Origin of the sequence: Pandoraea commovens (assembly GCF_902459615.1) — a bacterium.
Taxonomy (GTDB): Bacteria; Pseudomonadota; Gammaproteobacteria; order Burkholderiales; family Burkholderiaceae; genus Pandoraea; species Pandoraea commovens.
In genome coordinates, this window is the sequence record NZ_CABPSA010000015.1 from 27,699 (window position 1) to 47,523 (window position 19,825).

The following is a 19,825-nucleotide window of genomic DNA, read 5'->3' on the forward strand; positions in this document are numbered from 1 at the left end:
TAACGCGTCTGCCTCGGCAGCGTACGCGCTGCGGCTCCTTGGTTTTTGGCCGCTGATGAGATCAGTTCACAAACCCAAGGAGATACGCAATGAAAATCGGCATTCCCGCCGAAACGCTTTCCGGCGAATCCCGTGTCGCGGCTACGCCCGAGACGGTGAAGAAGCTGGTCGCGTCAGGACACCAGATCGTGATCGGCCGCAGCGCTGGAGACGCTGCCAGCGTGCCCGACGCCGCCTTTGAGGCGGCCGGGGCCACCCTCGGCAGCGCCGCCGACGCGCTCGGCGCAGAACTCGTCCTCAAGGTACGCGCCCCCTCCCCCGAAGAACTTGCCCAGATGTCGCGCGGCAGCGTGGTCGTCGGCATGCTCAATCCCTTCGACGCGGAGAACAATGCGCGTATGGCCGCCGCTGGCGTCACTGCCTTCGCGCTCGAAGCTGCGCCGCGCACCACGCGCGCGCAAAGCATGGACGTCCTCTCCTCGCAGGCCAACATCGCTGGCTACAAGGCCGTGATGCTCGCTGCGAACCTCTATCAACGCTTCATGCCGATGCTGATGACGGCCGCCGGTACGGTGAAGGCTGCACGTCTGGTCGTGCTCGGCGCGGGTGTCGCGGGCCTGCAAGCTATTGCGACGGCCAAGCGTCTGGGCGCGGTGATCGAAGCATCGGACGTGCGTCCGGCGGTGCGTGAGCAAATCGAATCGCTCGGCGCGAAGTTCATCGATGTGCCGTTCGAGACCGACGAAGAACGCGAGATCGCCAAGGGTGTGGGCGGTTACGCTCGCCCGATGCCTGCGGCATGGCTCGCGCGTCAGGCGCAACTGGTACACACGCGTCTGACGCAGGCCGACATCGTCATCTCCACCGCCCTGATTCCGGGCCGTGCCGCGCCGACGCTCATTAGCGAAGACACCGTCAAAGCCATGAAGCCCGGCTCGGTGATCATCGACCTGGCGGCCGGGCGCGGTGCGAACGGTGGCGGCAACTGCCCGCTGTCGGTGGCCGACGAAGTCGTCAAAGTCCACGGCGTCACCATCGCGGGCTACACCAACCTCGCCGGTATGGTCGCTGCCGATGCCTCCGCACTCTACGCACGCAACGTGCTCGACTTCCTGAAGCTGGTGATCGACAAGGAGGGCAAGCTCGTGATCGACACGAACGACGACATCGTCGCCGCCTGTCTGATGTGCCGCGACGGTCAGGTGCTGCGCGCCGCCTAAGGAAAAACGAAGGGGAATGTTATGGAAATGATTAATCACACGGTGATCAATCTGATCATCTTCGTGCTGGCGGTGTACGTCGGCTATCACGTGGTGTGGAACGTCACACCGGCGCTGCACACGCCGCTCATGGCCGTGACGAACGCGATTTCGGCCATCGTAATCGTGGGTGCGATGCTCGCCGCCGGTCTCACCGAAGGCAATCTCGGCAAGACGATGGGTGTGGTGGCGGTGGCGCTTGCAGCGGTGAACGTGTTCGGGGGCTTCCTCGTCACCCAGCGAATGCTGGAGATGTTCAAGAAGAAAGATAAGCCGGTTAAGACGGCTGGGGCGATCGAGGGGGACAAGCAATGAGCATGAATCTCGTCACGCTGCTGTATCTGGTCGCGTCGATCTGTTTCATTCAGGCGCTCAAGGGCCTGTCGAATCCGAAGATGGCGCGACGCGGCAACGCATTCGGCATGATCGGTATGGCGATTGCGGCCGTTACCACGATTGCGCTGATTTACGAGTTGCGACGCCTGATGGGCGGCAACTACTCGGGTCTCGCGCTGATCCTCGCAGGTCTTGTGGTCGGCGGCGGCATCGGTGCCTTCGTCGCCCGTAAGGTCGAGATGACGAAGATGCCGGAACTCGTGGCCGCCATGCACTCGCTGATCGGTCTGGCGGCGGTGTGCATCGCTGTTGCGGCCGTCGCGGAGCCTGCGGCATTCGGTATCGTGCCTGCGGGCGAAACCCTCCTGCCGCCGGGCAACCGGATCGAACTGTTCATCGGCACGTTCGTCGGGGCGATCACGTTCTCGGGGTCGGTCATCGCGTTCGGCAAGCTCTCGGGCAAGTACAAGTTCCGTCTGTTCCAGGGCGCGCCGGTGCAGTTCGCCGGACAGCACACGATCAACCTGCTGCTCGCCATCGCGATGCTCGGCTTCGGCGTCATTTTCTTCCTGTCGCAAAGCTGGCTGCCGTTCATTCTGATGACGGCCATCGCGTTCGTGCTCGGCGTGCTCATCATCATCCCGATTGGCGGTGCAGACATGCCGGTCGTGGTCTCGATGCTGAACTCGTACTCGGGCTGGGCGGCCGCGGGCATCGGCTTCTCGCTGAACAACCCGATGCTGATCATCGCGGGTTCGCTGGTCGGTTCGTCCGGCGCGATTCTGTCGTACATCATGTGCCGCGCGATGAACCGCTCGTTCTTCAACGTGATTCTCGGTGGCTTCGGCGCAACGCCGGGCACGAGCGCGGCGGGTGGCGAACAGCAGCAGCGTCCGGTGAAATCGGGTTCGCCCGACGACGCCGCGTTCCTCATGAGCAACGCCGAATCGCTGGTGATCGTGCCGGGTTACGGTCTGGCGGTCGCCCGCGCGCAGCACGCGCTCAAGGAACTGACCGACAAGCTCTCGGAGAAAGGCGTGAACGTGCGCTACGCGATTCACCCGGTGGCGGGTCGTATGCCGGGTCACATGAACGTGCTGCTGGCCGAAGCCGAGGTGCCGTACGATCAGGTGCTGGAAATGGACGAGATCAACGGCGAATTCGGTCAGACGGACGTGGTGCTCGTACTCGGCGCGAACGACGTGGTGAACCCTGCCGCGAAGAACGACCCGGGCTCGCCGATTGCGGGTATGCCGATCATCGAGGCATACAAGGCCAAGACGATCATCGTCAACAAGCGTTCGATGGCCGCCGGTTATGCCGGGCTCGATAACGAACTCTTCTATCTCGACAAGACCATGATGGTCTTCGGCGACGCGAAGAAGGTGATCGAGGAGATGGTGAAAGCGGTCGAGTAAGCCGGACCCTTTCGCTGGATCTTTGCGCGGGGCTGCACGCCAACATCGGGTGCAGCCCCGCGCTACAATGCGCGCTCGATCCACGCATTAGCGCGCCACCGCGCGCGAAAGAGTCCCGCATCATGACGCTAGGCATCGTCGCCGCCCTTCACGAAGAAATCGCCGATCTGCTCGCGGAGATGGCCCCCGGGGCACACGTCGAACACATCGGCATGCGCGACTATCACGTGGGCAAGCTACACGGTCACGACTGCGTCATCGTGCTCGCGCGCATCGGCAAAGTAGCGGCGGCCGCCACGACGGCTGCGCTGATCCATCGATTCGACGTGCGGGAAATCGTCTTCACCGGCGTGGCGGGCGGACTCGCGCACGGCTTGTCAGTGGGCGACGTCGTCATCGCCGACACGCTCACGCAGCACGACATGGACGCGAGCCCCCTCTTCCCCCGCTTCGAAATCCCGCTGCTCGGGCGCGCTGCGTTCGATGCGGAAGCCTCACTGCGCGATGCCCTCGCTCAGGCCGCACGCGACTGGCTTGCCGACGAGATGGCCGCGCAGGTGAGCGCCGCGTTGCGCACCGAGCTGCGGATGTCCGCGCCACGCGTGCACGTCGGGCAAATCGCCAGCGGCGACCGCTTCGTCTCCAGCGCCAACGAAGTCACGCTGTTGCGCGGCACGCTGCCGCAAGCCCTTGCCGTCGAGATGGAAGGGGCGGCGGTCGCGCAGGTCTGCCACGAGTACGGCATTCCGTTCGCCGTCATGCGCACGCTTTCCGACGCGGCCGATGACACCGCACACGTCGACTTTTCGCGCTTTCTGCGCGAGGTCGCGAGTCACTATTCTCACGGCATCCTTCGCCGCTTCCTGAGCGCGCGTGCCGCACCGTCCGCCTAAACACACCGAACCATCGCTACCCATCCCCGTTTGGACATTCCGGCGGGCGATCTCGACATCCCGCATCGGCCTCCTTCCAGACAATGTCGCCTTGTCCATTGTCCGGAGGAGACACCCAATGAACGTAGACGGTCATCGCGCGCTATCTGCGCCACCCACGTCCTCAGCGCAGACTGGCCATCCAAGCACCCCTGCCCTCGAACCGTTCTACCGCGCGCTCAGTTGGACGGACGTCGTCAACATCCGGGCGCTCAACCCGAAATGCAATCCGACGAAGGCTGCCGTGATGCGCGCCGCCGAACACCCCGACAGCACGTTCGGACGCGAGATCGAGGCGTGCATCGGCAAGACGGTCGTCGGAGAGCCTGCCCGCACGGCGGAGCAAGTCATCGCGCTTCGTCGGCTGGCTGTTCTGGAAGATCACGAGGTCACACTGGATGCCCTCAGAGATACGGGATTGCCCGCGGACATTGCCGTCGATCTGCTGCGTCGTCTGCTCCCGCGCCGCACCGGCTGGACACTCTACGAGCGCATCGCCGGCACGCCGAACCTCGAAACATGGGCGCAGTCGGTGTTCGTGCGCGATCCGGAAACGCATGTCGCCGACGACATCCTGACCCTGCGGATTCTGCAAGCCTTCGGACACGATATCGCCGTGCCCTGGTCGTTCGACACGACCAACAAGTGGGTGTATTTCTACAGTGCGGGCGCCAACCCGACCAGCGTGCTCTCGCGGATGATCGACATCGCGACACTGGATCGTCCCTGGTGCTACGCGACGCGCGACGTCTGCCGCAAGGCCTATCAGGCCATCGCGTACTGCCATTACGGCGCTGGCGGGCAAATCTGGCCGCACTGGGAAGCCACGCGCGACGTGTGGCAGATTCATCCGGACCCGCGCGAACTCGGGATCGTCGACGACATCCTGAGCCACAACGCCGTCACTTGCGACACCGAACGGTGGCTCAGGGACGTCACCGTCGTCGGTGTGCTGGATGTGCGGGACTATTCGCCACGCACCGGCCCCGATTACGAGAGTGACCTGTCCGATCCGGAAAACGTGACATGCGATCCCCGGCGCAGCCGTATCGCGCCGAGCGATCTGCGCGAACGTCGCGCGGTGCTCACGGCTGTCGCCGCCCAGCGACGCGCCGCACAGCGCGCTGCCTTGCCGCCACCACCGGAACCTCCGTTGCAACCACCGAGCGAGCGCCCCCGCTCCGCGCCGCCTGCGACCTATCTCGCAGAGGCGGACGACAGCCGCGACGGTAACGCAGGCTAACGCTGCTGTGCGCACAAAGCAAAAGACCGGCCACTGGCCGGTCTTTTTCATGACGCAGAACGTCGAGGCGCTAACGCTTACTCAGCCGTGTCGCGCCCACCTTCCGTCTTGCCCTCACCCTCGCCTGCGCGCTTGCGCACGGAGCCAGCGATCAGATCGAAGCGGAACAAGCGGCATTCCAGCGCACCGTTGTACAGCGGCGTACGACGCGATTCGCGCAGGCGCATCTGCCCCGGCAGGCTCATGTCGGCCGTGAGCAGGAACGCGCTCCAGCCGGTGAAGCGCTGCTTGAGCACGCCGCCGAAGGCACGGAAGAACTCGGCATCGACGCCGTCCGGCTGATTGCGCTGGAAGCCACCGCGATTGCCTTGCACGTCCGGCGAATAACCGTCGTCGTCATCGCGCGGGGCACGGCGGCCGCGCACTTCGATACGTTCGCCGTACGGCGGATTGGCAACGATGATCCCCGGACGATCCACTGGCGGCGACATATCGCGCGCGTCCACCTGCTTGAGACCGATGTCGCCCACACCGGCGCGTTCCAGATTGGCACGCGACTTGACCAGCATGTCGCCGGAAATGTCGCTACCGAAGATGCTGTCGGGCACGCCGCGCACGCGGGCGTCGCGCTGTGCTTCGTCCGCCTGCACCTTGAGCGCCTGCCAGGCGGTGATGTCGTAGCCCTTGAGCTTCTCGAAGCCGAAGCGGCGTCCTGCGCCCGCCGGGACACCCAGCGCGATCTGCGCGGCTTCCGCGAGGAACGTGCCGCTGCCGCACATCGGGTCGTACAGCACCATGTCGGCGGCCGTATCGGTGCGCCATCCGGCCAGTCGCAAAATGCCCGCCGCGAGGTTTTCGCGCAGGGGCGCTGCGCCCTTGTCCAGACGCCAGCCGCGCTTGAACAGCGGCTCGCCGGAGGTATCGAGATAGAGCGTGGCGTCGGTCGCCGTCAGGAAGGCGAACACGCGCACGTCGGGCTGCATGGTGTCGATGTTCGGACGCGCACCGGTCTTCTCGCGCAGACGGTCGCACACGGCGTCCTTCACACGCAATGTGACGAATTCGAGGCTGCGCACCGGTGCCTTGATACCGGTGACGTCCACCCGCAGCGTCTGCTGATAGCCGAACCAGTCTTCCCAGCGCTGACGCAGGGCGAATTCGTAGATGTCCTGTTCGGTGCGGTAGCCCTGCTGCGCGACGCGCAGCAGCACACGGCTCGCGATGCGCGAATGCAGGTTGGCTGCCATGCCTGCGGCCCACGGACCGGCGAAGTGCACACCACCGGGCACCTGTTTGCCCACCGAAATCGGGGCGAGACGCCCCAGTTCTGCCAGTTCGGCGGCAAGCGCCTCTTCCAGTCCACGGGGACAGGGCGCGAAGAATTCGAAGGAAGCCATGTGGGTGCGTGCGACCGGCGCGCGAAGCGCCGGCGGAGGGAATAAACCGCTATTGTACGCGCGCCGAACCGGCGGACGTCAGCGGCACGCCGCCGGGGCAGGCGGCAAGCTTGTGAAGCAAGGTTTCGACGATGGCGTCGGGGGAATCGCAGATGTCGACGATCAGCGCATCGCGCGGTTCTTCCAGCGTATTGAACTGGCTTTGCAGCAACGCCGGATCGAAGAAATGGCCCGAGCGCGACGCCAGACGCTCCCCGATCACCTCGGGCGCGCCCTTCAGGTAGACGAACACGACGTCGCCGTCGTGCTCGCCGAGCACGTCGCGATACCGTGCGCGCAGCGCCGAACACGCGAACACGTGATGACGCCCCGCCACCCGGCGTGCAACGATGGCTTCGCGAATCGCCGCCAGCCACGGCGCGCGGTCGGTGTCGTTAAGCGCTTCGCCGCGACGCATTTTCTCGATGTTCGCGGGGCTGTGAAACGAATCTGCGTCGGAAAACCCGCAGCCCAGCCGGTCGGCAAGCATTTGCCCAACCGTGCTCTTGCCGCTGCCCGATACGCCCATTACCACGACGATCATGGCTCGTCTCCTTGTTCCGTGCCGACCTGTGCCAGCGTGTTACCCGTATTGCTCGCGCCGCTCTGCGCGTGTTCACTGCCCGAGCGGCGCGCTTACCCGTTACAGCGATATTGCCGATTACACCACCGCAGCCAGACCCAGCGTGAGCAGCAGCGCGACAACCGAAATGATCGTCTCGCACACCGTCCACGTCTTGAAGGTCTGCGGCACGGTCATGTTGAAGTATTCCTTAACCAGCCAGAAACCGCCGTCGTTCACGTGCGACAGGATCAGCGACCCTGCGCCCGTAGCCAGCACCATCAGTTCCGGCTTGACCGTCGAACCGGCAGCCATGGCAATCGGGGCGACGATACCGCAGGCGGTCGTCATAGCCACCGTGGCCGAACCCGTCGCAATACGGATCAGCACCGCCACCAGCCAGCCGAGCAGCAGCGGCGAGAGATGGGCGTTGTTCGCGACGTCGACAATCGCCTTCGACACACCGCTGTCCATCAGGATACGCCCGAAACCGCCACCAGCCCCCACCACCAGGGTGATCGTGGCAATCGGGGCCAGACACTCGTTGGTGAACTTCAGAATCTGATCGCGATTGAAGCCGCGTTGCTTGCCGAACGTGAAGAAACTCACGAGCGTGGCGATGAGCAGCGCCATCACCGAGTTGCCGATCAGGCGCAGGAAGTCGTTCGCGAACGTCTTCGGTGCGAAGAACAGGTCGGCCCAGCTACCGATGAGCATCAGAATGACCGGCAGCAAAATCGTGAACAGCGTGATGCCGAAGCCCGGCAGCTTGTCCATCGGACGGTCGGCTTCGACGAACTGGGCGAGCAGCGGGTTATCCGGATTGGGCACCACGTGACGCGCCATCAGCTTGGCGAAGAGCGGACCGGCAATCGCAGCCGTCGGAATACCGACGATCAGCGCGTACATGATCGTGTGACCGATGTCCGCGTTGTACGCGGTCACCGCCAGCAGCGCCGCCGGGTGCGGCGGGATCAGGCCGTGCACGACCGACAGACCGGCGACCATCGGGATGCCCACGAGCACCATCGACGTGCCGGTGCGCTTGGCGACGTTGAACGCAATCGGAATCAGCAGCACGAAACCGACTTCGAAGAACACCGGCAGACCGACGATGAACGCGATCACGACCATCGCCCAGTGCACGTTCTTCTCACCGAAGAAACCGATGAGCGTACGCGCAATGCGCTCCGCACCGCCCGACTCGGCCATCATCTTGCCGAGCATCGTGCCAAGCCCCACCACGAGCGCAATGTGACCCAGCGTGTTGCCCACGCCCGTCTCGAATGCCTTGACGATACCGCCCATCGGCATGCCTACCGCCAGCCCGAGCACGAGCGAGACGACGATCAGCGTGATGAACGGATTCAGTTTGAAACGCGCGATCAGCAGAATCAGCGCGATTACCGCGATAAGCGCGTATACCAGCAGCAAGTTGCCTTGCACCGCGACCATGGGGGGTCTCCTCGTTTGGCTAGATGGGCGGATGCCCGTTGGGCTCGCGCCCGTTTATTGAAATCCTGTTATTCGGTAAAACCGGCGATGTTCTGCCGTCGATGCGAGTTGCTACAGTTGCGAGATTCGACGTTGCGTTTGCGGCACGGGCGCCGCTTCAGGCACGCGGCAGCGCGCTCGCCGCGCGGGCCAGACGCGTAATGCCGTCCCAGTCCTTCGCGTCGACCAGCGCCTTGGGCGTGAGCCACGAGCCGCCCACACACACCACGTTCGGCTGCGCCAGATACGACGGTGCCGACTCCGCGCTGATGCCGCCCGTCGGGCAGAAGCGCACCTCGCGGAACGGGCCGTAAAGCGCCTTGAGCATCGGCACACCGCCCGAAGGCTCGGCCGGGAAGAACTTCACCGTCTCGTAACCGTCGGCGAGCGCCGCCAGAATGTCCGAGGGCGTCACCACGCCCGGCAGCAGCGGCAGACCGGCCGCCTTGGCGGCTGCGCCCAGCGCTGGCGTATAACCCGGCGACACGCCGAAGCGCGCACCGGCGGCCACGGCCTGCGCCATTTCTTCGGGACGCGTAAGCGTGCCCACGCCAACGATCAGTTCGTCCGACAGTCCGGCCACATGGCGGATGACGTCCATCGCCGCCGGCGTCCGCAGCGTGATTTCGAGCACGCGCACGCCGCCCGCGAGCAATGCACGCGAGACCTGCTCACCCTGCTCGACGTTATCGAACTGGAGCACCGGAACCACGGGGCCGGCACGAACGATGTCATTGATGTTCATTACGTTTTCCTTGAATGCAGTGACGTAGTGCTCGTCACTCGATGCCGAAGAACACGGAAGCGCCCGTTTCCGCCGCGCCTACGGACGCACGCATGTGCCCGAAGAGCAGACGTCCGGTGTCGTCACCTGACACGTCGACCGGCGCGTTCTCGCGCTCGGCCCACACTTGCGGCGACACTTCGGCGTGCAGCATGCCGGTGTTGGCGTCGAGCACGATCGGATCGCCGTCGCACACGCGTGCCAGCGGACCACCGCCAGCCGCTTCGGGCGACACGTGAATCACCGCAGGCACCTTGCCCGACGCGCCGGACATCCGGCCGTCGGTCACCAGCGCCACGGCAAATCCCTCGTCCTGCAAGACGCCGAGCAGCGGCGTGAGGCGATGCAGCTCGGGCATGCCATTAGCGCGCGGCCCCTGGCCACGCAACACCACGACCACGTCGCGACGCAGCTCGCCTGCGTCGAACGCGGCCTGGACCGCTTCCTGCGAAGTAAATACGCGTGCCGTTGCGGCCACGCGCCGATGTTCCGGCTTGACCGCCGACACCTTGATGACGCCACGTCCCAGATTGCCGTGCATGAGCCGCAATCCGCCATCGGGGGCGAACGGCTCGGCATGGCCGCGCAAGACGTCACGATCACCACTGTAGGCGCTCCCTGCGCGCCACGCCACCCCTTCGGGCGACAACCACGGCTCGGCGCGGTAGCGCGAGAGGCCCGGACCGGCGACGGTCTTCACGTCGTCGTGCAACAGGCCCGCGTCGAGCAGCTCGCCGATCAGGAAGCCCATGCCGCCCGCGGCGTGGAAATGGTTCACGTCGGCTTTGCCGTTCGGATAGACGCGCGCCATGAGCGGCACGATGGCCGACAGCGCGTCGAAATCGTCCCAGTCGATGATGATGCCCGCCGCACGAGCCATCGCCACGAGGTGCAGCGTGTGATTGGTCGAGCCGCCCGTGGCCAGCAGGCCGACGATGCCGTTGACGACGGCACGCTCGTCGACCACATGGCCGACGGGGGTGTATTCGGGGGTGTCTGCGCCGATGGCCAGCACGCGCGCGAGCGCCGCGTCGGTGAGCGCATCGCGCAGGGGCGTGTGCGGGTGCACGAAGGCTGCGCCCGGCAGATGCAGACCCATGATTTCCATGAGCAACTGATTGCTGTTGGCCGTGCCGTAGAACGTGCACGTGCCCGCACCGTGATACGCCTGCGATTCGGCTTCGAGCAGCGCGTCGCGGCCCACTTTGCCGGTGGCGTACAACTGGCGGATCTTGGCCTTCTCGTCGTTCGACAAACCGCTCGCCATCGGGCCAGCGGGCACGAAGATCGTCGGCAGATGCCCGAACTGCAAGGCGCCGATCACGAGACCCGGCACGATCTTGTCGCACACGCCGAGCATCAGCGCGGCGTCGAACATGTTGTGCGACAGGGCGACGGCCGTGCTCATGGCGATGATTTCGCGCGAGAACAGCGATAGCTCCATGCCCGCATTGCCTTGCGTGACGCCGTCGCACATGGCGGGCACGCCGCCTGCGACCTGCGCCGTTGCGCCCAGCTTGCGGGCCGCCTCACGCAGACGCGCCGGGTATTGCTCGTACGGCTGATGCGCCGAGAGCATGTCGTTGTACGCCGTGACGATGCCCACGTTCGGGCGACGCTGCTCGCGCAGGATCAGCTTGTCGTTGGCAGGCATGGCCGCGAAACCGTGCGCCAGGTTCGCGCAGGACAGCGCGCCGCGCTGCGGAAAGCGACCGGCGCTCGCGTCGATGCGGGCCAGATACGCTGCGCGCGTGTCGCGGCTACGCGCTGCAATTCGCGCAGTGACGGCCATTACGGTCGGGTGCAGGGGCTTCTTTTGCTCGGACATCATGTCGTAGGACTGGACTCGCGATGCACCTGGGGCAGGTGCGATTGGGAGCGGAGTTTAGTAGAAATTCTACATCTCATCAATCCAAAGCCATCGACAGTCAGGGTTTTACCCAGTCATATCCAATACTTACGCCATATTTTGCCGGATTAAGAAACCTCACTCCATAATGTAAAATGTCGTATTTTTGTAGTTTTTGTACATTTCATTCATGATTTCCGCGTCCGCACCCTCAACCCCGGCGCGGTGCCACGCGGTGTGCGGGTGCTATAGTGAGCGCCGTCCCTTGCCGCACGTCTGCTTTAGTTGCTGCCTGCCATGCTTAACCGAATCGAAGCCACGCTGACCCAATTGCGCCCATCCGAGCGCAAGCTCGCGACCTATGTGCTGGACGCCCCGCGCGAAGTCGTCGATCTCTCGATGAACGAACTCGCCGAGCGCGCCAACGTCAGCCAGCCGACGATTGCCCGCTTCTGTCAGGCGGTGGGATGCAGCGGCTATCGCGAATTCAAGATCCGTCTGGCGCAGGGCATTGCGCAGGGCGTGCCGTTCGTGCACCGCGACGTGCGTCCGGGCGAGCCGGTGCCGGGCATCGCCAGCAAAGTGCTCGACCGCACCATCGGCAGCCTGATGCAGGTGCGCAACAATCTCTCACCCGACAGCATCGGCCAGGCGATCGAACTGCTCGCGTCGGCACGACGCATCGAGTTCTACGGCGCAGGTGCGTCGGGCATCGCCGCGCAGGACATGCAGCACAAGTTCTTCCGCCTCGGCGTACCCGCAGTCGCGTACAGCGATCCGCATGTGTATGGCATGTCGGCGGCACTCCTCAAGGAGGGGGACGTTGTTGTGGCGATCTCGAATACGGGACGCACGCAGGATCTGCTCGAAGCCACACAACTGGCGCGCACGGCGGGCGCGAGCGTGATCGCCATCACGCACAGTAATTCGCCATTGGCGCGGCAGGCCAGCGTGGCGCTGTTCGCCGACGTCGACGAAGACACCGACGTGTATTCGCCGCTGACCTCGCGCATCGCCCATCTCGCCATCGGCGACGTGCTCGCGGTCGGCATGGCGTTGCGTCTCGGGGATCGGCTGCCATCGCAACTGGCACGAGCCAAGGAAGTCATCAACCGGCGACGCACGGCGAACGACGGCAAGTAACCGGATGCGGTGCACCTCAAATGCACCGTACACCGTCAACGAAAAAAGGGGCGAAGCGCCATGACAGCGCTTCGCCCCTTCTCGCTTCTCCACGCAATGTTCCGCGCGTGAAGGCCCGGCTTACGGATTCACCACGTTTTGCAGTGGCTTGCCCGTCAGCGCAGCGATCAGATTGTCGGCAGCGCACGACGCCATCGCGTGACGCGTCTCGTGCGTGGCCGAGCCGATATGCGGCAACGCCACCACGTGCTTCATCTTCAGCAGCGGCGAATCGACCGACACCGGCTCACGTTCGAAGACATCGAGACCGGCAGCACGCAGATGCCCGGAGGCCAGCGCGTCGACCAGCGCGGCTTCGTCGATCACCTTGCCACGCGCCGCGTTGATGAAGATCGCACCGCGCTTCATCTGCGCGAATTCCTTCGCACCGATCAGACGCTCCGTGGCGGGCGACAGCGGCACCAGCGTCACGACGAAATCGGATTGCGCGAGCAGTTCGGGCAACGTGCGATGCTCCGCGCCGTAGGCCTTCTCCGCCGCTTCGTTGCGCGAGCGGTTGCTGTACAGCACCTTCATGCCGAAGCCGAGGGCGGCGCGGCGCGCCACTGCGCCACCGATGCGTCCCATGCCGACGATGCCCAGCGTCTTGCCTTGCACATCGGTGCCGAAGTGCTCCTCGCCGAGGCTCGCCTTCCAGCCGCCAGCCTTCACCAGTTCGGCCAGTTCGACCACGCGACGCGCACTCGACAACACCAGCGCGAAGACGGTATCGGCGGTGGTTTCCGTCAGCACGTCGGGCGTGTTCATCAGCTTGATGCCACGACGCGTGAGGTCGGGCACATCGAACTGGTCGTAGCCCACAGAGATCGTGGCCCACGCCTTGAGCTTCGATGCGCCGTCGAGCAGCGCGGGCGTCGCGTTCACGCCGACACCGATGGCACCGTCCGCACGGCTGAGCGCCGTCGCGAACTCGGCACGGTTGCCGTCGTTCACGCCGTCGAATTCAGTGAGCGAGAAATGCTCGGCCAATCGTGCACGCACATCAGGCGGCACGCTCTTGTACAACACAACTTCCGGACGACTCATGCTTCACTCCTGGGGGTTGCCGCCACCGGCATCCCCGGCAGCGCGCGAGAGATTCTGCGACAGACTCAGCGCTTTGCGCTGGCCTCGGCGAAGGCGCGTTCGAGGAAGTCGAGGCGGTCCTGGCCCCAATACGGCTGGCCTTCGAAGACGAACCACGGCGCACCGTACACGCCCGCGGCGGCCGCGTCGTCGGTGTTGGCGTCGTAGGCTGCCTGCACGCTTGCGCCATGCGACGCGGCGAGCAGCGACTTGCCGTCGAGCGACAGGCTATCGGCGAGCGCCTGCAGCGTGGCATCGTCGGCAATGTTGCGCTCTTCGACCCACAACGCATTCGACACCACGCCGACGAGTTCCAGCGCCTTGTCGGTGCCGTGCGCGAGCTGCGTTGCGATCACAAGCTTTGCCGCCGGATCGCCCGAGACGGGGAAGAACTTCGGTTCGAGGTTCAGTGGCAGGCCGAGATACTTCGACCAGCGCGCCAGTTCCACCAGACGATACGCCTGACGCTGCGGCGCGCGCTTGGCGAGCGGCAGACCGCCCGAACCGCTGAAGACACGCCCGAGGTCCATCGGCTTGAGCTGGATCTGCACACCGTAGCGGCGCGCCAGCTCGACGAAACGGGCGTGCCCCATGTAGACATAGGGCGACTGCGTCGCCAGAAAATACTCACAAGTCAGACTCACGGCAAAACTCCTCTTGCTATCGGTAGGGGGCGCCTATGACTGGCGCTGTTGATGCATGACGTGTTCGATGTGTGTTGTGCAGGCGACGGTCGCAGGCGTTGTCAGAACGGTTTGACGACCACAAGAATCACCGCGCCGAGCAGCCCCAGCACCGGAATCTCGTTGAAGTAGCGATACCAGCGATGCGAGCGCGTGTTGCGCCCGGTTTCGAACTTGCGCAGCAGACGGCCGCACGCATGGTGGTAGCCGAGCAGCAGCACCACGATCAGCAGCTTGGCGTGCAGCCAGCCACCGTAGCGGCCGATGCCGTAGTACAACCAGAGGATCAGTCCGAAAGCGAGCGCCGGGACGGCGAGAATCGTCATGAAGCGATAGAGCTTGCGCGCCATGAGCAGCAGACGTTGCGTGGCGGCCGGATCGCTCTCCATCGCAAGGTTGACGAAAATGCGCGGCAGATAGAACAGACCGGCAAACCACGAAGCGACGAAAACGATGTGAAGCGCTTTGATCCAGAGCATCGGGGACAAGCGGCCCGCCAGCAGGCCGTCGAATATTTTGAACAGCAAGCAATGTACAACAATCCGCCGTATCGCGATGCGCAGCGCCACCCGCCAACGGGTGCCGGGCCTGCGGCAAATCGACGCGATGCATTCGACTCGATGCCGCCGGGCTGTGCCAGAATACGGACCATATTGGCTTTTTTGCCTCACATCGGCGTAGCACGCCGGTCATCGGCCCCCGCATGAGAATTCTTGGTATCGACCCCGGCCTGCGCGTCACCGGCTTCGGCGTGCTCGAAAAGCACGGCAACCGTCTGCAATATGTGACGAGCGGCGTCATCCGTACCGGCGAAGGCACCCTGCCCGCCCGGCTGCGCATCATCTTCGAGAGCGTGGCCGAACTGGTCGACACCTACCGGCCCGATCAGGCCGCCATCGAAAAGGTGTTCGTCAACGTCAACCCGCAATCCACACTACTGCTCGGTCAGGCGCGTGGTGCGGCCATCACGGCACTGTCCGTCGGCGGGCTGGAAGTCTTCGAATACACCCCGATGCAACTGAAACAGGCGGTCGTCGGCTATGGACGTGCGCGCAAGGAGCAGGTGCAGGAGATGGTCACCCGTTTGCTGACCCTCACCGGCACGCCGGGCAAGGACGCCTCCGACGCGCTGGGCGTCGCCATCTGCCACGCGCACAGCGGCGAAACCTACGCGGCGCTCACCGAAGTCGCGCCCGCGCTGGCCGCCAAGGGCCTGCGTGTGAAACGCGGTCGACTGGTGGGCTAAAGGGTGGCCCAAAGGGTGGGCTAAGGGCGGACGTCCGAAGCGCTACAATGCATCCATGATCGAAACCGACAAACTCGCCGCCGAGCGCATCATTGCGCCCACGCCGGCCTCGCCCAACGAAGAAGCCTTCGAGCGCGCACTGCGCCCCAAGCTGCTCGACGAATACGTCGGTCAGCGCAAGGTACGCGAACAGCTCGAAATCTTCATCGAGGCGGCCCGCAAGCGCTCGGAACCGCTCGACCACGTGCTGCTCTTCGGCCCGCCGGGTCTGGGCAAGACCACGCTCGCCCACATCATCGCCCGCGAAATGGGCGTGCATCTGCGTCAGACGTCGGGGCCGGTGCTGGAGCGTCCAGGCGATCTCGCCGCGCTGCTGACCAATCTCGAAGCCAACGACGTACTGTTCATCGACGAAATCCACCGGCTCTCGCCGGTCGTCGAGGAAATTCTGTACCCGGCGCTGGAGGACTACCAGATCGACATCATGATCGGCGAAGGTCCGGCGGCGCGCAGCGTCAAGCTCGATCTCCAGCCGTTCACGCTCGTGGGCGCGACGACCCGCGCCGGCATGCTGACGAACCCGCTGCGAGATCGCTTCGGAATCGTGGCGCGTCTGGAGTTCTATACGGCAGACGAACTGGCGGGCATCGTGCGCCGCTCGGCGAGCCTGCTCGGCGCAGTGATCGCCGACGACGGCGCCTTTGAGATCGCACGCCGCGCACGCGGCACGCCCCGTATCGCCAACCGTTTGCTGCGCCGTGTGCGCGACTACGCCGAAGTGAAGGCCGACGGTCGCATCACCGCCGCCGTGGCCGACGCCGCACTGTCGATGCTCGACGTCGATGCGGTCGGCTTCGACGTGATGGACCGCAAGCTACTCGAAGCGGTGCTCCACAAGTTCGACGGCGGCCCGGTCGGCGTCGACAACCTTGCCGCCGCCATCGGCGAAGAGCGCGACACCATCGAAGACGTGATCGAGCCGTTCCTGATCCAGCAGGGCTTCCTGCAACGTACGCCGCGCGGTCGCGTCGCCACGCTCGCCGCTTACCGTCACTTCGGGCTGGCAGCGCCCGGCAGCGCACCGGAAAGCGGTTCGCTCTGGTCGCCGGACGCGACGGGCAAGTAGCGCCCACAGCGACCTTATGGCGACGATACGTCGCAGGTCCGGCGAATCCCTCTGTCGGACAATCGACGTTCACGCTCCCCCCAAGGCACGACATGGCCTCCCACGACGATCTGCCCACCCCGCCCCCGGCAACGCCCCTGCGGCCCGCCGGACCGGTCGTGGGTGTGTCGGGGCGATTGCGGCACGCCATCGCCATGCGGCTCGTGAGCCTGACGTCCGGCCCCGGTGCCCCGCGCCTGAATTACGACACGCCTGATGGAGACCCGGGCCTGTTCGGTCCGGACGCCGCCTGCTGGCACGTCCACGGCGATTTCACTTCGATGATGATTGGCGGCGTAAGCGCGCTGCTGCTGCAATCGCTGCATCCGCTGGCGATGGCCGGTGTCTGGGACCACTCGACTTTCCGGCAGGACGTGATGGGCCGTCTGCGCCGCACCGCGACGTTCATCGGCGGCACGACCTTCGGCAACACGGCCGACGCCGAAGCGCTGCTCGAACGCGTGCGACGCATCCATCTCCAAGTCAAAGGCACGGCCCCCGATGGGCGGCCGTACGCCGCTTACGATCCCGATCTGCTAACGTGGGTGCACGTGGCCGAGACGTCGAGCTTTCTGCGCAGCTATCTCGTCTACAAGAACCCCGCGTTCTCGCTTGACGATCAGGATCGCTATTACGCAGAAGTTGCTCGCATTGCCATTGCGTTGGGTGCGCGCGATGTGCCGACGAGCGTCGCGCAGATCGACGACTATCTCGCGGCGATGCGCCCCACGCTCAGCGCAAGCGACCGCACGGAAGAAGTCGTGCGCGTGTTGCGCAACCTGCCCGCACCATTTGCTGGCGCGCGGGTATTCAGTGGACTGCTGTTCCGAGCGGGGGTCGATCTGCTGCCGGACTGGTCGCAAACGATGCTCGGCTTCGATGAAAAGGCGACGATTCGCCGCCTTACCGTGCGCCCTGCGGTGCGCCACATGGCACAGGTCGCACGCTGGTCGATGCGCAACAGCGTGGCGCATCGGGCGCGTCGTCGGGCACTGGCGACACCAGCGGTGGAGGTGACTGCGCCGTCGCTGGAGCGCTAGACGCGCGCTCTGTTACACCACACGCGGATCGACGCGGTCGCCTGCGGCATCGGCAGGCTTGTCGTTACTCTCGTCGCGCACGGCGTCGTCCAGATGCGTGACGTCGCCCCAACTCAGCACCTTCCAATGCGCCCCGTCGTACGACAGACGGTTCACGCTGGCATTGAGCAACGGGTACGACCGCGGCTCGGTCAGGGCCAGCCCCGTCGCGAGCCGGTAGCAGCAATCGAGCACGCCACCATGCGCTACAAGCACCACGCGCTGGCCCGCGTAATCACGCAGGACCCGCGCGATGAAACCGGTGATGCGCGTATAGAAGCCACGCGTCGACTCGCCGCCAGGAATCACGAAGTCCGGATCGCGGCTCTGCCAACGCACGTAGTCCTGCGGAAAGTCCGCCTGAATTTCATCGGGCACACGCGTCTCGAAAGCGCCATAGTGGCGCTCCCGAAGACTCGCTGTGCGCACCAGCGGCAATCCGCATGCCTGCGCAACAGGCTCCGCCGTCTGCACCGCGCGCTGCAAATCGCTCGTCAGCACGTGATCGAACACACTACCGCTCACTGCCATTTCACGTGCAATACGCGCCCCCAACAACACGGCCTGATGCTCGCCCTCCGCCGACAGCGGAATGTCCGTGTGCCCCTGAATCCGTTTGACGCGGTTCCAGTCGGTCTCGCCGTGGCGAATCAGGGTCAGGGTCGTGGTCGTGCCGTTCATCGATGCAATTGCGTGTTCAGGTTAAGCGGAGTGCTGGGCGAGCCGTGAAGCAGGTGGTGAGCAGACGTGACGTCCTTACTTCGCCTTCGAATTGAGCGTGTAGGTGCCGGTCACGCTGGCGCTGCCCAAAACATGCGGCTTGATCGCGGCGAGCACGTCGTTGCCGTCGAAGCGGCCGTCGAGCGGCACACGAGCAACGTCGAGCGCGTACACGGTGAAGTGATAGTGGTGGACGATCGTGTCATTCCACGGCGGGCACGGGCCGTCGTAGCCGTAGTAATCGCCCTTCATGGTGTCGTCACCGGCAAACCACGCGGTGTAGTCGTTCACCCCATGACGCATGCCGTCGAGCGCATCGGGGCCGAACTTGCCGCGCGGCGTGACGTGATTGCTGTGGCTGGCCGCTGGGATTTCTCCGGTCGACGCGGGGACGTCCACGAGCACCCAGTGGAAGAAGTCGACGCGCGGCAGATCGGCCGGGACTTCACGACCTTCCTTGTTGACGTCGTCACCCTGGCTCGGCACATCGCTGTCGGTGCAGATCACGACAAACGAGCGCGTACCGGCGGGGACATCGGACCAGGCGAGATGCGGGTTCTTGTTCTGCGAGAGCGCAACGTGCGTCTCCGCGTCCGGTTTGCCAAAGGCGAACTGTGCATCCATCGCCGCATTGTCGGCAAACGAGTCACTCCAGACTTTCATCAGATTCTCCCAAGCTGTGAATTCTTGAATTCGCGAATTCGGAACCCAAGGACGGTATCACACCGATGCGAATCGCGTGCACTCACCCCGGCGCTTCCGAACGATTCCAGACAATTCCGAGCGATTTTCGGGATAACAGGAGGGGCGGCACCAGACTGCGCCGGAGCGCTTCAGGCCGCTTCAGGCTGCTTCAAGCCGCTTCCGGCCGCGTCTGCAACCAGAACGTGACGGGACCGTCGTTCACGAGCGAGACACGCATATGCGCCCCGAACTCGCCGGTTTCCACGATGGGATGGCGTGCACGCGCCTGCGTCACGAAGTAATCGAACAGACGCTTACCGTCTGCCGGGCTGGCCGCGGGCGTGAAGCTCGGGCGCGTGCCGCTGTTCGTATCGGCCGCGAGCGTGAATTGCGAGACGAGGAGCAAGCCACCGACACGAACGGCGGCACCGTTGCCGTCAGGATTACCGTCGAGATTCGAGACACTGCGGTTCATCTTGCCCGCCTCGTCCGAGAACACGCGGTAGCCGAGCAACTTCGCGAGCAGCTTGTCGGCGCTCGCCTCGGTGTCGCCGCGCTCGGCGCATACCAGCGCGAGCAACCCCGGACCGATCGCGCCGACGGTGCGGCCGTCGACCGTCACCGCCGCTTCGAGCACACGCTGAATGAGCGCGATCATCGTCGCTTG

20 protein-coding genes are annotated in these 19,825 nt (G+C 64.9%); 9 read left to right on the forward strand and 11 right to left on the reverse strand.

What is annotated here, in order from left to right; translation table 11 throughout:
- The first annotated feature begins 89 nt into the window (after positions 1-89).
- The 5 genes from PCO31010_RS25830 (at position 90) to PCO31010_RS25850 (ending at position 5,188) form a co-directional block, all read left to right on the forward strand.
- Positions 90-1,220, forward strand: coding sequence for a Re/Si-specific NAD(P)(+) transhydrogenase subunit alpha (locus PCO31010_RS25830; protein ID WP_150666772.1), 1,131 nt, complete (start codon positions 90-92; stop codon positions 1,218-1,220).
- Positions 1,221-1,241: 21 nt separating this feature from the next.
- Positions 1,242-1,574: an NAD(P) transhydrogenase subunit alpha part 2 gene (locus PCO31010_RS25835; protein ID WP_150666773.1), complete on the forward strand. Its 333-nt coding sequence runs from the start codon at positions 1,242-1,244 to the stop codon at positions 1,572-1,574.
- Entirely contained in the window at positions 1,571-3,013 is a 1,443-nt protein-coding gene (locus PCO31010_RS25840) for an NAD(P)(+) transhydrogenase (Re/Si-specific) subunit beta (RefSeq protein WP_150666774.1), read from the forward strand. The genes PCO31010_RS25835 and PCO31010_RS25840 overlap by 4 nt, the downstream gene beginning before the upstream one ends.
- A gap of 122 nt (positions 3,014-3,135) precedes the next feature.
- Positions 3,136-3,906, forward strand: coding sequence for a 5'-methylthioadenosine/adenosylhomocysteine nucleosidase (locus tag PCO31010_RS25845; protein WP_150666775.1), 771 nt, complete (start codon positions 3,136-3,138; stop codon positions 3,904-3,906).
- Between the two features lie 118 nt (positions 3,907-4,024).
- Positions 4,025-5,188, forward strand: a complete 1,164-nt coding sequence (locus PCO31010_RS25850) for a hypothetical protein (protein ID WP_150666776.1) — start codon at positions 4,025-4,027, stop codon at positions 5,186-5,188.
- Positions 5,189-5,265: 77 nt separating this feature from the next.
- On the opposite strand, the gene PCO31010_RS25855 is transcribed toward PCO31010_RS25850, so the two are convergent.
- The 5 genes from PCO31010_RS25855 to edd form a co-directional block, all read right to left on the reverse strand.
- A complete protein-coding gene (locus PCO31010_RS25855; protein ID WP_150666777.1) occupies positions 5,266-6,585 on the reverse strand; it encodes a THUMP domain-containing class I SAM-dependent RNA methyltransferase in 1,320 nt (439 codons plus the stop codon).
- A gap of 49 nt (positions 6,586-6,634) precedes the next feature.
- On the reverse strand, positions 6,635-7,168 hold the full coding sequence (locus PCO31010_RS25860; RefSeq protein ID WP_150666778.1) for a gluconokinase: 534 nt from the start codon (positions 7,166-7,168) through the stop codon (positions 6,635-6,637).
- 117 nt (positions 7,169-7,285) lie between these two features.
- The gene (locus tag PCO31010_RS25865; protein ID WP_150575673.1) at positions 7,286-8,641 is read right to left on the reverse strand and encodes a GntP family permease; all 1,356 of its coding nucleotides are present in this window, start codon (positions 8,639-8,641) and stop codon (positions 7,286-7,288) included.
- Positions 8,642-8,798: 157 nt separating this feature from the next.
- On the reverse strand, positions 8,799-9,425 hold the full coding sequence (gene eda / locus PCO31010_RS25870; protein ID WP_150666779.1) for a bifunctional 4-hydroxy-2-oxoglutarate aldolase/2-dehydro-3-deoxy-phosphogluconate aldolase: 627 nt from the start codon (positions 9,423-9,425) through the stop codon (positions 8,799-8,801).
- Between the two features lie 34 nt (positions 9,426-9,459).
- The gene (edd, locus tag PCO31010_RS25875) at positions 9,460-11,292 is read right to left on the reverse strand and encodes a phosphogluconate dehydratase (protein ID WP_174985212.1); all 1,833 of its coding nucleotides are present in this window, start codon (positions 11,290-11,292) and stop codon (positions 9,460-9,462) included.
- Positions 11,293-11,610: 318 nt separating this feature from the next.
- On the opposite strand from edd, the gene PCO31010_RS25880 reads away from it, so the two are divergent.
- On the forward strand, positions 11,611-12,456 hold the full coding sequence (locus PCO31010_RS25880) for a MurR/RpiR family transcriptional regulator (RefSeq protein WP_150666780.1): 846 nt from the start codon (positions 11,611-11,613) through the stop codon (positions 12,454-12,456).
- Between the two features lie 120 nt (positions 12,457-12,576).
- Here PCO31010_RS25880 and PCO31010_RS25885 read toward each other — a convergent pair whose 3' ends face one another.
- From PCO31010_RS25885 to PCO31010_RS25895, 3 genes are all read right to left on the reverse strand, one after another.
- Positions 12,577-13,542 carry an NAD(P)-dependent oxidoreductase gene (locus PCO31010_RS25885; protein WP_150666781.1) on the reverse strand — a complete coding sequence of 322 codons (966 nt, stop codon included), beginning with the start codon at positions 13,540-13,542 and terminating at the stop codon, positions 12,577-12,579.
- 65 nt (positions 13,543-13,607) lie between these two features.
- Positions 13,608-14,225, reverse strand: a complete 618-nt coding sequence (locus PCO31010_RS25890; RefSeq protein WP_150666782.1) for a 2-hydroxychromene-2-carboxylate isomerase — start codon at positions 14,223-14,225, stop codon at positions 13,608-13,610.
- Positions 14,226-14,326: 101 nt separating this feature from the next.
- Entirely contained in the window at positions 14,327-14,743 is a 417-nt protein-coding gene (locus PCO31010_RS25895) for a CopD family protein (protein ID WP_150666796.1), read from the reverse strand.
- 224 nt (positions 14,744-14,967) lie between these two features.
- Between PCO31010_RS25895 and ruvC the strand changes: the two genes are divergently transcribed.
- From ruvC to PCO31010_RS25910, 3 genes are all read left to right on the forward strand, one after another.
- Positions 14,968-15,510 carry a crossover junction endodeoxyribonuclease RuvC gene (gene ruvC / locus PCO31010_RS25900; RefSeq protein WP_150575668.1) on the forward strand — a complete coding sequence of 181 codons (543 nt, stop codon included), beginning with the start codon at positions 14,968-14,970 and terminating at the stop codon, positions 15,508-15,510.
- A gap of 55 nt (positions 15,511-15,565) precedes the next feature.
- Positions 15,566-16,636 (forward strand): Holliday junction branch migration DNA helicase RuvB, encoded by a 1,071-nt coding sequence (ruvB, locus tag PCO31010_RS25905; RefSeq protein ID WP_150575667.1) that lies wholly within the window; start codon positions 15,566-15,568, stop codon positions 16,634-16,636.
- A gap of 92 nt (positions 16,637-16,728) precedes the next feature.
- On the forward strand, positions 16,729-17,715 hold the full coding sequence (locus PCO31010_RS25910) for an oxygenase MpaB family protein (RefSeq protein ID WP_373275361.1): 987 nt from the start codon (positions 16,729-16,731) through the stop codon (positions 17,713-17,715).
- Positions 17,716-17,727: 12 nt separating this feature from the next.
- On the opposite strand, the gene PCO31010_RS25915 is transcribed toward PCO31010_RS25910, so the two are convergent.
- The 3 genes from PCO31010_RS25915 to dtd all read right to left on the reverse strand — a co-directional run bounded on the left by PCO31010_RS25915 (position 17,728) and on the right by dtd (position 19,816).
- Positions 17,728-18,435: a histidine phosphatase family protein gene (locus PCO31010_RS25915; RefSeq protein WP_150666783.1), complete on the reverse strand. Its 708-nt coding sequence runs from the start codon at positions 18,433-18,435 to the stop codon at positions 17,728-17,730.
- A 75-nt stretch (positions 18,436-18,510) separates the two neighbouring features.
- The gene (locus PCO31010_RS25920) at positions 18,511-19,137 is read right to left on the reverse strand and encodes a YbhB/YbcL family Raf kinase inhibitor-like protein (protein ID WP_150666784.1); all 627 of its coding nucleotides are present in this window, start codon (positions 19,135-19,137) and stop codon (positions 18,511-18,513) included.
- A gap of 190 nt (positions 19,138-19,327) precedes the next feature.
- Entirely contained in the window at positions 19,328-19,816 is a 489-nt protein-coding gene (gene dtd, locus PCO31010_RS25925) for a D-aminoacyl-tRNA deacylase (protein WP_150666785.1), read from the reverse strand.
- Positions 19,817-19,825 lie beyond the last annotated feature (9 nt).